The 12325-nt window shown below is 38.0% G+C and carries 13 protein-coding genes; 4 read left to right on the top strand and 9 right to left on the bottom strand.

The genetic code is table 11. From position 1 onward, the window contains the following. Positions 1 to 188: 188 nt before the first annotated feature. Positions 189 to 1901: a methyl-accepting chemotaxis protein gene (locus ACQQ2I_RS07400; RefSeq protein WP_431030469.1), complete on the top strand. Its 1713-nt coding sequence runs from the start codon at positions 189 to 191 to the stop codon at positions 1899 to 1901. 354 nt (positions 1902 to 2255) lie between these two features. On the opposite strand, the gene ACQQ2I_RS07395 is transcribed toward ACQQ2I_RS07400, so the two are convergent. Continuing rightward, entirely contained in the window at positions 2256 to 3326 is a 1071-nt protein-coding gene (locus ACQQ2I_RS07395) for a glycosyltransferase (protein ID WP_431029908.1), read from the bottom strand. Positions 3327 to 3434: 108 nt separating this feature from the next. On the opposite strand from ACQQ2I_RS07395, the gene ACQQ2I_RS07390 reads away from it, so the two are divergent. Then, positions 3435 to 3956, top strand: coding sequence for a YdcF family protein (locus ACQQ2I_RS07390; protein WP_431029907.1), 522 nt, complete (start codon positions 3435 to 3437; stop codon positions 3954 to 3956). Positions 3957 to 3987: 31 nt separating this feature from the next. Here the strand turns inward: ACQQ2I_RS07390 and ACQQ2I_RS07385 are convergent, their stop codons facing one another. The 4 genes from ACQQ2I_RS07385 to ACQQ2I_RS07370 form a co-directional block, all read right to left on the bottom strand. Then, on the bottom strand, positions 3988 to 4311 hold the full coding sequence (locus ACQQ2I_RS07385) for a hypothetical protein (RefSeq protein WP_431029906.1): 324 nt from the start codon (positions 4309 to 4311) through the stop codon (positions 3988 to 3990). A gap of 67 nt (positions 4312 to 4378) precedes the next feature. Beyond that, positions 4379 to 5713, bottom strand: coding sequence for a dihydrolipoyl dehydrogenase (gene lpdA, locus ACQQ2I_RS07380; protein ID WP_431029905.1), 1335 nt, complete (start codon positions 5711 to 5713; stop codon positions 4379 to 4381). 318 nt (positions 5714 to 6031) lie between these two features. Continuing rightward, positions 6032 to 6397 (bottom strand): DUF423 domain-containing protein, encoded by a 366-nt coding sequence (locus ACQQ2I_RS07375; RefSeq protein ID WP_431029904.1) that lies wholly within the window; start codon positions 6395 to 6397, stop codon positions 6032 to 6034. 15 nt (positions 6398 to 6412) lie between these two features. Further along, complete coding sequence (locus ACQQ2I_RS07370) at positions 6413 to 7336, bottom strand: carbohydrate kinase family protein (RefSeq protein WP_431029903.1); 924 nt, start codon at positions 7334 to 7336, stop codon at positions 6413 to 6415. 901 nt (positions 7337 to 8237) lie between these two features. On the opposite strand from ACQQ2I_RS07370, the gene ACQQ2I_RS07365 reads away from it, so the two are divergent. Beyond that, complete coding sequence (locus ACQQ2I_RS07365; protein ID WP_431029902.1) at positions 8238 to 8600, top strand: hypothetical protein; 363 nt, start codon at positions 8238 to 8240, stop codon at positions 8598 to 8600. A 37-nt stretch (positions 8601 to 8637) separates the two neighbouring features. Here the strand turns inward: ACQQ2I_RS07365 and ACQQ2I_RS07360 are convergent, their stop codons facing one another. Beyond that, entirely contained in the window at positions 8638 to 9153 is a 516-nt protein-coding gene (locus ACQQ2I_RS07360) for an acyl-CoA thioesterase (RefSeq protein ID WP_431029901.1), read from the bottom strand. Positions 9154 to 9457: 304 nt separating this feature from the next. Next, on the bottom strand, positions 9458 to 10117 hold the full coding sequence (locus tag ACQQ2I_RS07355) for a ribonuclease H family protein (protein ID WP_431029900.1): 660 nt from the start codon (positions 10115 to 10117) through the stop codon (positions 9458 to 9460). A gap of 256 nt (positions 10118 to 10373) precedes the next feature. On the opposite strand from ACQQ2I_RS07355, the gene ACQQ2I_RS07350 reads away from it, so the two are divergent. Beyond that, positions 10374 to 10559 carry a hypothetical protein gene (locus ACQQ2I_RS07350; protein ID WP_431029899.1) on the top strand — a complete coding sequence of 62 codons (186 nt, stop codon included), beginning with the start codon at positions 10374 to 10376 and terminating at the stop codon, positions 10557 to 10559. 114 nt (positions 10560 to 10673) lie between these two features. Here the strand turns inward: ACQQ2I_RS07350 and ACQQ2I_RS07345 are convergent, their stop codons facing one another. Further along, positions 10674 to 11159: a chemotaxis protein CheW gene (locus ACQQ2I_RS07345; RefSeq protein ID WP_431029898.1), complete on the bottom strand. Its 486-nt coding sequence runs from the start codon at positions 11157 to 11159 to the stop codon at positions 10674 to 10676. 17 nt (positions 11160 to 11176) lie between these two features. Continuing rightward, positions 11177 to 12289, bottom strand: coding sequence for a M20/M25/M40 family metallo-hydrolase (locus tag ACQQ2I_RS07340; RefSeq protein WP_431029897.1), 1113 nt, complete (start codon positions 12287 to 12289; stop codon positions 11177 to 11179). Positions 12290 to 12325 lie beyond the last annotated feature (36 nt).

Genomic DNA, 12325 nt, shown 5'->3' with positions numbered 1-12325 from the left:
ACTATCCTCATAATTATATGCGCATTTTATCACAGAACACACAGTTCGGTCATGCTTTACATACAGGTATTAACGTTTTATAAAAAATGGATGTATTAAAATAAAGATATATTCTAAATACATCTTTATAGTATAATAAACAACACGCTTGAATTTACATCGATTTTTAGAAAGGAGTCATTTAAATGATGAAACTAAATCATTCATTAACTTTCCAACTTGGCACAATCATTGCTGGAATACTGATTGTCATGCTTGGGATTACATCAGTAGCTACATATATAACAGCTTATAATAAATTGTATGATGCTGCCGGTATAGAGGCATATGGCTGCGCTAACATTACAACAGGCTTGACCAACTCACAGAATTTAGAAAAGGCGCTTACAGGAGACCGTGCCGCAATGGACAAAATCAGTAGTGACCTCAATTGGACAACAGGTCATAAAGATATTTTTGAAACACAATATATTTTATCGCTTGACGGCACACTCATCGCACTTGATAAAAACCTTGCAGAAAAAGGCTTTGCTCCAGGTGACTCCTTCCAAACAGATGCACAAGCTATTGAAATGTTACTTAATATGCATCATCCAACGTATTCAGAACCGTATACATTTGGTGATATGGAGCGTCTATCTGGTTATGCACCAATTTATAAAGATCATGATCCGACAAAAGAAATTATCGCCATTAATGTCATCGATTTTAATGCTAACATCGTAAAAGAGCGTACATGGGATGTTGTACGTAATGGCATTTTAATTAGTTTCATCCCTATGCTTATCGCTTCTATTTTTACGGGCTTTTTAATTCGTCGTAAAACAAAGCTAATTAGCCAATTAATCGAACAAGCAAAACAAATTGCAGATGGAAATTTAGTTGTCGCTAAAACAACAGTTAAAGGAAAGGATGAAGTAAGAGACTTAGCGCGTACATTAAATCAAATGAAGGATAACTTGCAACATATGTTGTTAACAATGCAATCCACTTCTCATCAATTAACAACGAATGCAAATGAAACCGCTAGTGCCATGGATGAAATGACAGATGCGGCTCAAACTATTGCACATAGCATGGAGGATGTAACAGTAGCCGTAACAAGTGGCATGCATCATGCAGAAAACGCATCAGGCATGCTATCATCACTTGCACAAGATTTACAAACGATCAAAGCAAAAGCCGATGAAACAGTAGAAAAATCAAATCAAACGATGCAAATCGCAATCACGGGTGAACAACGCGCGAAAGAAACACAAAACGATATGACTTTAATTCGTCATAGTTCGAATGAAGTACAGCAAACAATTGAAAATCTCGTTGCGTCCGCCACGAAAATCCAAGACATTACCACTTCTATTGGAGGTATTGCAACACAAACGAACCTTCTAGCATTGAATGCCTCCATTGAAGCGGCTAGAGCAGGTGAACATGGAAAAGGTTTTGCAGTTGTAGCGGAGGAAGTTCGAAAGCTAGCAGAACAATCGAATCAAGAAGTATTAGAAGTAGAAAAACTCGTTCAAACTATTATGGGGCTTATTCAGCAAGTGACTTCTTCAACAAAAGATAGCACACAATCAATCGAAAAAGGGACGACAACAGTGCAGTTAACTGCTCAATCACTTAGTGATATTTCGTCCGCTGTAGCCGAAACTGTCAGCGCGATTACAAACATCTCAAATTTAATAACGGTAGAAACAGCGAAATCCGATCATGTTGCTCAAATGATTGAACAGCTAACAGAAGCGATCCGTGAAATTGAGAGCACAATGTTAAACATTTCAGCAGCTATTCAAGAAACAACCGCTAGTATTAATGAAGTGACACAAGGTTCAACTAAAACAAATCAAATGGCACAACAATTAGAATCATTTGTCGGTACATTTAAACTAAAAGAATAATAACCGTTTTATATACTGAAAAGAAGCGCGATTACTTTGTCTAAAATTAGACTAGTAATCGCGCTTTCAAAACTTTATCAAAAACAATCATCCTTAAAAACAAAAAAACGCACTACCCAACGTAGCGCGTGTTAATATTTATATAAATCGAGCAGGGGCTCATCCTCCCTGCTCTAAAAGCAAAAACTCCCTAGCAAATCCGTGCTATAAACGGGAACTTTTGTTGTAAAGTAAAAACTTTACATAGGTTGTTTGGCACCTAAACTTCATTATACTCAAAAATCAACAAAACTTCAAGGTGTAGTAGTTACTATAATGAAAGAAAGTATGATTCAACACTAAAATCTACGGCTTTCACGAAGCATGCTTCTCTTTTTTAAATACCCATTTCCGCTGTACAATAAACGCAACAATAAACAACGTAGTATCTACAAGTACTTTTAATAGTACTTCGCCATTATGTAGCCATTCACTATACAATAATTGCACTAAACTAGCTGAAGCTAACATAATAAATACGGCTAACACATAATACCTGTAAAATGATTTTTTCGAGCCGCTCTTAAAAACAGCATAGCGATTTACATAATAATTAAAGAGAGAAGATAAAAGACGTGCCAACACCGTTGCAATCACAATAAACGACATCGGTGCAACAATTTTAAATATTTTCGCAAAAAGGAAAAATAGTAGTATATCAATAAAAAAAGAAGCTCCACTTACGATTGCATATACAAGAAATACTTTATAAATTTGGAATGAATCGTGTAACGGACGGAAATGAGATGATTTATTACTTTCGAGATAAACCGTTTCAATCGGAATTTCTACTATTGGTATTTGTAACTCTTTTAAGTTAGCTAATATATTCATTTCATATTCGAACCGTTCGCCAGTAATCTGTAATAAAGCAGGTAAAAATTTAGTTGGAATCCCGCGTAAACCCGTTTGTGTATCACTAATTTTTGTGCCAACGATTAGTCGATAAATAATTTTTGTGCATTCATTGCCAAATTTAGAGCGGAACGGAATATGCTTTTGCGAAAAATTACGTACACCTAATAAGAGGGCATCCGCTGTCTCATGAAGTGATTGTATAAGCTTTATGATGTCCTTTGTCAAATGTTGACCATCCGCATCAATTGTAACAATTGACCGCAAGTCTGGGCGCTCATTTAGCACATAATGAAAGGCTGTTTTCAGTGCACGCCCTTTTCCTTGATTCATTGCGTGATGTAATACGGTTACTTCTGGAAATGTTGCTAGCTTATTAAAAATGTAGCTGGCATCACTTCCATCATTTACGATAATAATCGGACCTTCATGTACGTGTCTTAACTCTTCGATGACGCGAATGGTCTTTTCATCAGGTTGATATGCCGGCATAATTATTCCTACTTCTTTCATCATGTCACCATCTTTCAAAGCAATTACACCTTGCAGTAATTGCGTCCGCAGGCTTGAATTTCTTATTTCCAGTAAAAAATAGTAATGATACACTAGTAAATAGTTTATTAATTTTCGAGGAATATTATGCGCACTCAACTTATTTGTTTACTTATATTGTTACTAGGCTTGCCACTTTTTCTGACGAATTGGTTACCTAGTACTAGTCATGACGGTACATATGTACTCGTTTTAGGAACAAAATTAAATAAAAACGGCACACCTTCTACCATGTTAAAAAATCGGTTAGATGCGGCTCTATCTTATAAAAATGATGACATGAAATATATTGTCAGTGGAGCTGGTGAGGCAGATGCAATGCGGGAGTATTTAATACAGCACGGGATAGATGAAAACAATATTTTAGTAGAAAAGCAAGCAAGGAATACATATGAAAATATATTAAATTCTATAAAGTTTCTACCAGAATCTATTACTTCCTTTACCATTATCTCAAGTGATTTTCATATTTACCGCGCACAAGCCATCGCTTCCTCGCTTGGGTACGATGTAAATACGATTGGGACAAAAACGCCGCTTATTGACCGGGGGTATTGGCAATTTCGCGAAGTTATGGCACTCGGAAGATACTGGCTTATTGGAATTTAAAAGGGCTATTTGAAATAGAATCCAAATAGCCTTAAAACATACGAGGTAAAAATTCTGATTTAAACGTAGCGTTTTTTCGTAACCATACTTTTAGTATATCGCGATGTGTAAGCAATTTACGGCGTCGGTTAAAACGGCTTTTCACTTCCATTAAACTCTCAAGTAATATTTTTGTCTCTGGTAAACATTGTGATGGATCGATCAATACATCTAACTTGTAGTCGATGAGCTGTGCTGCTTGTACAGAAGTAAGAAGTTTGGCGAATATTTGGCTCATCTGTACAATTTCTTCTTCTACCTCCAGCTCCATCAGCTGGTATAATGTATACTCTATTTCCTTTTCTAGTTCGATCAAACTATCACCACCCTACCATTTCATTATAGCAAAAAAGCCTGTGAAAGAATTCACAGACTATTACACATTATAGGTGGATTGCTTTTCCAAATACAGCGCTTGCTGCATCACCAATATGTTCACTTACCGTTGGATGTGGGAAAATCATACGAGCAAGGTCTTTTACTGAGCCACCTGCTACTTTTGCGGCCAACATCGCATTAATCATTTCTGTTGCGCCGTCCCCAACAACACAGGCACCGTAAATATCACCTTCAGGACTTGCTACGAATTTCATAAAGCCTTGTGTATTCCCTTCAAGTAATGCTTTAGGATTTGTCGGTAAATACATTTTTGTGACGATAGCGTCAGTTGGTGCTTCATGCTCTAACATACCGAACGTCGCAATTTCAGGATGCGTATATACACAACGTGGGATTTCCATTTGATTAATGACACGTGGTTGCTTCCCTAACATATAATCCACTGCATGAATACCTTCTGCTGAAGCAGAATGTGCAAGTTGGAAACCACCGACTAAGTCACCGATTGCAAAAATGCCTGGGATGCTTGTTTCGTAATGGTTATTTGTCCAAATTAAACGCCCATCCATTTGCAGTTCAAGCGCTTCTGCAATTTTAGTATTCGGACGACGACCTGTTGCAAATAATAAATTATCGTATTTAAATACCCCGATTGATGTATGAATTTCATTTCCTTTTATTTCTTCAAAGGCGAAATCTGTGACAAGCTTAATACCTAACTGCTCCATTTTTTCTTTAATAATGGGTCTTGCATCTGGCTCTTCTGTTTGCAGAATATCTTTACTATGATTTAATACGGTTACTTTTGTCCCCATTGGAGCTAGCGCAAACGCCATTTCAATTGCAATAACCCCACCGCCAACGATTGTTAACTCCTTCGGTAGCTCTTGAATACCAAAAAATGTATCTGTTGTGTAATAGCTCGCTGTTTCAATGCCTTTAAACGGTGGCACAAACGGGCCGCTACCTGTTGCTAAAATGACATGTTTCGCTTCAAATACGTCATCATCTACGGTTACTTTACGATCCCTAGAAACAGATGCTTCCCCGCGATACATTGTAATTTGTGCTTTTTCTACAAATGTTTCAATGTTATGTAGTAATTCTTCTACTACCTTGTCTTTCCGTTGCATGAGTTTAGGGAAATCAATGTTAATCGTCGGTACGGTTACACCCCAATCTGTACCACGTCTAATTTCCTGCACTAATTTACTATGCTCAAGCATAATTTTAGATGGGATACAGCCTACATTATAGCAGGCGCCCCCTACTTTGTTCTTTTCAACAAGCGCCACTTTTAGACCGCTTTTTGCCGCGTGAATGGCCGCTACATATCCGCCTGGTCCTGCACCAATTACCGCCAAATCATAAATTTTCACTCTCTATTCACCTCATTGTTAACGATAACATTTGCTGATTTTCTTTGCAAAAGTATTTTACAAAAAACTGTAAATTATTCATATCCTACTGAAAATAGTACCCTAAAGAACAAAAGCGCCTGCTAATCCCCGACAAGCGCTGGAGAATCCCGACAAGTGTGCTTGCCACACGTAGGAGGGAGTCGAAGCGTCGCGAGGGGATGGCGCTTTCGCCTAAACGTAGATGCTCTTTTAAACAACCGTTATCCACAATGCGACATTTTATCATTTCCTTAACAACAAAAAATCGACCCCTCATTTAAAGAAGTCGATAATCATTTAGATCGCTGCGACAATAACACAAATCCATGCAGCAAGCTGTAAAACGCCGCCAATTGGTGTAATAGCCCCAAGTTTACGAATACCTGTTAACGATAAAATATATAAGCTTCCTGAAAAAATGAGGGAGCCAATAAACATGCACCATGTTGCTGTTGTTAAGGCACCTGATTCACCTAAAACATCAATTAAAATACCAACTAAAATTAACCCTAATGCATGGTACATTAAATAACGACAAGCTGTCTCCCAATTATCTGCATATTTCTGCTCCTTAAACTTATCCTTTAATGCGTGTGCACCAAATGCACCAAAAGCAACTGCTAAAAATGCCATCGCTGCTCCTAAAATAATAGCTACTTGCATCGTTTAATCCTCTTTCTATTTCTTGTTATTCATATATAATACCACATCTTCTGTCGTTGGAAGGGCTGTCATTGCGCCTACTGCTGTACAAGTTAAAGCACCGACGATATTGCTGAATTGTGTTAGTTGCTTAAAATGTTGAAAATTTAACATTTCTAGCGTCGGATAATCCGCGAACTGCTTTAACATTGCACCGACAAATGCATCACCCGCACCTGTCGTATCGATAGCTTGAATGTCGATACTTGGGATAAGGGCACACTCCTCACCGTTCGAAATCCACGTTCCTTCTTGTCCCTTCGTCACAGCAAACCATTTCCCATGAGGTACTGGTTTTCCGTATAATACAAACTCCTCTTCACTCATTTTTATAAAATCGGCTAGTGCAACACAGGCATCTGTACGCTCACGATAAACCTCTTCTCTTCCTGTCCACAAATCCACGCGAAAATTCGGATCAAACGATATAAAAGCACCGCGTTTTTTCAACATATGCATGACTTCCATGTACGTGTCATAAAATGGACTTGAAAGCAGTGCTGTTGCTGAACCAAAATGCGCAATTTCGACATTCAACTCTTTACGATCGATTTCACTCATTACCAACGTTTCATCTGCCCCACGGTTAAAAATAAAATCACGTTCACCGCCTGAAATACGCGATACAAATGCTAATGTTGTCGGAGACTGTCCCTTTACTAACATCGCAGTATCGACTCCTGCTTCTACTAGCGTCTTTTCTAAAAAGGCACCAAATGCGTCATTTCCTACCTTACCGCAAAATTTCGCCTGTCCACCCAGTTTAGCAATGGTTGCACAAACATTTGCCGGTGCTCCACCAGCTTGCTTTTGAAAATGAGTAGCCTCTACTAAATTCACATTCATTTCAGAACAGAAAAAATCAATTAATAGTTCTCCTATGCATAATATTGTTTTCACAAGATCACCTCTCTATTTATCTTACTTTGATTACTCGCAATTTAATAGTTTATAATGCACAAAAATACATCCTAAAAATACCAAGTAAATAGTAAGAGATATTAAAAGAAATTGATATCGTAGCCTCCGCGCTTTGCCACAGCCTGCACAGGAGCTAAAACAGGCGCGGCCTGTTTGGATCTCCTGTTCCTGCTCCTGACGCTACGCTTTCGTCGCAAAGAAAATCTTGGCTTCTGTGGCTATGGCGCGCTACGGCAAAAAAAGTGAATGCTTCTCGATATTCTAGAAAAATCATTTATCTTCTCTATTCATGAATCATTTTCTTTCCATTTGTACGTATAATCGCCTACCTTCTACTATAATCAATGAGGATATTTCATTAATCTTTAGCACCCCATTTTTTTATTGAACACTAGTTGCTTGTAGTGGAGGCACGAGAGTGTAGCTGACGGCATGCGCCTTTCGCTACAGAGCAATGTTTTTCTGCACCGGAAGTGAAGCGGCAGGTGCAAAGCTTCCTACGGGAAAGCGATAAAGGAACGAAGGCTAAAACCGTCACGTCCTGTGACAATTTATCTGCGCGAAAGCAAAGCGACAGCGGCAACGCCTTCGTGACCAACATCATGTTGGCCCCAAGACCCCGCAGGAAATTTATTTGCGACGAAAGCGTAGCGACAGGAGCACTGAAGGATGAGCGACGAGGAGGCTTGATCTCGCCCGTGGAAAGCGAGTGCCGGAGCAGAAAGCAACGGCTACTTAAATGGTAATATATGTTTGTAAATTTATTCATTATAAGTTAATAGTTTATTTCGAGAGATACATTCAAATTAGAGGCATAAATAATAGATGAACATACATATGTAGTAGATAGGTGAATACTATTAGAATAGGTGTGAATCGTATGAAAAAGTTAGTAAACGCTTTCATTGCATTTTTAGTCATTGGTAGCTTTATTCTCTCAGTCTCGTTCGCAAAGGAAGAAAATGAAACTGGTTTAAGTAGTATGCATGGCGTGAATGGCGAATTTGAAGCCTACAGCGTAGATAACACCGAAATACTACCAAAGCGGCACATTACCGAACCCAATATACCTGTTAATACTTTCACCACTATTAATACTAAACAGCAAGTTGTCCTACCAGCATTTCTTACACTTGTTCACAAAGCAAATATGCAAGAACAACTATACAAAACAAATGAATTGATGATGTATGATTCAATTTATCCTTTCGGTCACTTGGCGATCCATATGTCACAAGACTAAGGCGTGAGCAGTTACTTCACTGCATCACGCCTTTTCATTAACTCATTACATGGTTTTCACGTAAGTATAAAATGATTTCTTTATTATGGATTTGCTTATCTTCTCGGAATAGTGCACGTTGCTTAGATTTTTCAAATAAATACCGTTCCTCCGATGTTTCAGGAATCACTTGCGGTACTTTTACTGGCTTTCGATTTTCATCAAGTGCTATAAATGTAAAATAGGCAATAGCAGCGATTTTATGTTCCCCTGTACGCAAATTTTCCGCATATACTTTAATAAATATTTCCATCGAACTTGTTCCTGTCCATATAACAAATGACTCAAATGTGACCGACTCTTCTGGACGAATCGGCTGTAAAAATTCGACTGTATCAACTGAAGCCGTGACACACTCACGACGACTGTGCTTTGCGGCAGAAATGGATGCTACTTGGTCCATATCACTTAATAAGCGTCCACCAAAAAGCGTGTTATGATTATTAAAATCATTTGGAAATACACGACTTGACCTCAACACACGTGAATCTTTGCAATATTTTGTTTCTCCCATCCAAACTCCCCCTATTCTCCCATATACACTTTATCTTTACCGCATTCTTTCTGTACTTAAAGTCTATTTTAAGCTATTAAATGTTATTTTTCTATATGTAATCCAAAAATACATTTCACGCTAACTGGAGAATTCACTAAAAAAGTCGATTCATACCCGCATTATTGGTACAAATCGACTTTTCACTTTTATAGCATTATGGAAACAACAAACTTCTTACATTTTTGAATATCATAATTAAAGGTGGTGGGCTTTTTCAGTTTAAACTATTGCTGTGTAGGCCTTAGCATAAGTAATATTATATTTATGATTGTAATTCTATTTCTCCTGAAATATCTGTTCCTTGAAGTGCTTGTGTAGCAAGACGATCTGCTTCCGTATTTTGTTTTCGAGAAATGAGTTCGTATTCAGGAATGATGCCTAATGATTGTAGCTTACCTTCTATTTTATCTGCCCAGCTTGCTAAATTTTGCTCATAAGCTGGCCATTCCCCGTTTAATTGATTGATTACCACTTGAGAATCACCGATAAAGCGTACCGTTTGATGATGCACATCCATTAATTCTAATTCCACTAAACTTAAATGCAATGCTGCATATTCTGCCTCATTGTTTGAATCTAAACTTGATACATATGCATTACGACGCAAGCGGTAAGACTTACCATCTTTCTCATAATAAATCGCGACACCGAGACCTGAACCTTTTGTTTGCACATCAAAGCCACCGTCAAAATACACTTTAATATTATGCGGTTCTGTCTCCATTTCTTTTATATACTTCTTCAACTCTTTAATCATCCATGTACTATCGTGTTCATCCATGATTTCTATCGTTTTCACACGACCAGTACGTTCTAAATCTTCCGCAATCATCAGTGTATGTTCAACGCTCATCGGTTCTGAGCGAAAGATTGTCGTTGCCCCTTTAGGTGTTTTATATGTCCATTCAATTGTTAGTTTCAAGGCGAATCAAACCTTTCCTAATATTTCCTTTATTATAACAAAAAAGCCCCTCCTTTATACGTAAAGAAGGAACACGACTTAAGCGACTTATAAAATATTTTTCGATATCAACAATTTAACGCCTTCATATTAACTCTACTCAACACCCATGAGCAAATATATGTAATAACTAGGTAATATAAGGTAAAATAAACATATAATACCGTTCATTGTGCGTAATGATGAACTTACATTCTTAATAGAAAGGAAAGAAATAATGACATCTTCTAGTGATAAAATGAAACCAAAAATGCGTACGCTTATTGCTACTCAAACTGAAGTCTCTGGAGTATTCCATATAGCTACTTCCACTACTCCTATATGGAATAATGTAAATGAAGAAATAATAAAAAGAACACTAACACGCATCGATTGGCAAGCTATAGAAAATAAACCCCACTAACTGTTAGCTCAAAAAGATATAGCTCGCTATCTATGCGATAGCGGGCTTATCTCCTTTTGTAAATGAACTAGTTTTCACATGTACGAAAAGATGGCTATTTGCATCTTTCACATGCTAAGCCTTTACGTTTTCTTCGTCGGCTAACATTTTGTGAAGGTATTCAATAATTTCACGAATTCCTTCTAATGAATTCACTAAAATTTTCGGATCAACACATGTAATCATGCGATCTTCTAAATTGGCAACAGCCGTAAAATAAGCTGTTTTTGCATAATTTACAAGGCCTACTTGTTTTAAAACACTTGGATCGAAATCTAATATTTCACGCGCATCTGTTACAACCAGTCCGTAATTGACGACATCTGTATTTAAAATGATAATACGTACTTGTTCACCTTGACTTGATTGATGATATAAAATACGTTGAAAATCAATCACTGGAATGAGCTCCCCGCGCATGCGTGTGAAGCCTAACAAATAATTCGGTAAGTGTGGAATAGGTGTAATACGCTCTAACTTTTCAATGGATACAACTTGTTCTACTGGTACGGCATACTCTTCCTGTCCACAAGCAAATACAACTGATTTTTCAAACCCCATAGTAACCCCTCTTCCCGTTATTTTCCTGCGCATTTTACAATTTCAACTAAGTAATCGGCTAGCTTTTCTAGTTCTTCAATAGGCATCCGTTCATTTGTTGTATGAATTTCTTCATAGCCTACCGCTAAGTTGACAGTTGGAATACCAAACCCAGCAATAACATTGGCATCACTACCACCACCTGAAATCCCTAACGTTGGCTCTCTATCTACATGACGTGCTGCTTCCATTGCTACTTGTACTACTTTATCAGCTTCAGTGGCTCTAAATCCAGGGTACATAAGCTGTACCTCTACTTCTGCACGACCACCTAGCTGTGCTGAAACTGTTTCAAACGTTTCTTTCATATGTGCGGTTTGTGCGTTTAGTTTAGTCTCGTCAATAGAGCGTGCTTCCGCTAAAATATTTACTTCATCACAGACAATATTGGTCGCTTTGCCACCCTCAAATCGACCGATATTAGCGGTTGTCTCTTCGTCTAGGCGACCTAGCTTCATCTGTGCAATGGATTTTGCAGCAAGCGTAATGGCTGAAATCCCTTTTTCAGGTGCCACACCTGCATGAGCTGTTTTCCCAATAATCTTTGCCTCAATCCGCGCTTGAAATGGCGCTGCTACGACAATCTCGCCTACTTTACCGTTACTATCGACCGCAAATCCATATTTCGCTATGATCATCGATGGATCAAGCTCTTTTGCACCAACTAAACCACTTTCTTCTCCCGCCGTAATAATAAACTGGATCGTACCATGTGCAATATTTTGCTCTTTTAAACGGCGCGCCATTTCAAATAAGGCAGCCATTCCCGCTTTATCATCGGCACCTAAAATGGTTGTTCCATCTGAGTAAATATAACCGTCTTCACGAATTTCCGGCTTAATTCCTTTTCCTGGTACAACTGTATCCATATGTACAGTAAAGTAAATCGGCTCTACATCCAGTGTACCTTTTAAAGTAGCAATAATATTCCCTGCTCCGTGTCCATTACGTGTATGCGCATCATCTTGCACAACATCAAAGCCCATTTCCTCAAGCTTTTCCACAAGAATTGGTGCAATTATTTCTTCATGTTTCGTTTCAGAGTCAATTTGTACCAGTTCTAAAAATTCTTTTACAACGCGAGTAGTCATAAAGTACACTCCCCTTTAATCCAAAATAAGATGGTA

Origin of the sequence: Lysinibacillus sp. LZ02 (genome assembly GCF_050613145.1) — a bacterium.
In the GTDB taxonomy this organism is placed as follows: domain Bacteria; phylum Bacillota; class Bacilli; order Bacillales_A; family Planococcaceae; genus Lysinibacillus_B.
Note: the sequence above shows the minus strand (reverse complement) of the source record. Positions and strands in the feature narration are given on the sequence as shown.

What these genes read in the sequence shown, in the direction of transcription:
- ACQQ2I_RS07400 (WP_431030469.1), top strand. Translation starts at nt 189, where the DNA reads ATGAAACTAAATCATTCATTAACTTTCCAACTTGGCACAATCATTGCT.
- ACQQ2I_RS07390 (WP_431029907.1), top strand. Translation starts at nt 3,435, where the DNA reads ATGCGCACTCAACTTATTTGTTTACTTATATTGTTACTAGGCTTGCCA.
- ACQQ2I_RS07375 (WP_431029904.1), bottom strand. Translation starts at nt 6,397, where the DNA reads ATGCAAGTAGCTATTATTTTAGGAGCAGCGATGGCATTTTTAGCAGTT.
- ACQQ2I_RS07365 (WP_431029902.1), top strand. Translation starts at nt 8,238, where the DNA reads ATGAAAAAGTTAGTAAACGCTTTCATTGCATTTTTAGTCATTGGTAGC.
- ACQQ2I_RS07360 (WP_431029901.1), bottom strand. Translation starts at nt 9,153, where the DNA reads ATGGGAGAAACAAAATATTGCAAAGATTCACGTGTGTTGAGGTCAAGT.
- ACQQ2I_RS07350 (WP_431029899.1), top strand. Translation starts at nt 10,374, where the DNA reads ATGACATCTTCTAGTGATAAAATGAAACCAAAAATGCGTACGCTTATT.
- ACQQ2I_RS07345 (WP_431029898.1), bottom strand. Translation starts at nt 11,159, where the DNA reads ATGGGGTTTGAAAAATCAGTTGTATTTGCTTGTGGACAGGAAGAGTAT.
- ACQQ2I_RS07340 (WP_431029897.1), bottom strand. Translation starts at nt 12,289, where the DNA reads ATGACTACTCGCGTTGTAAAAGAATTTTTAGAACTGGTACAAATTGAC.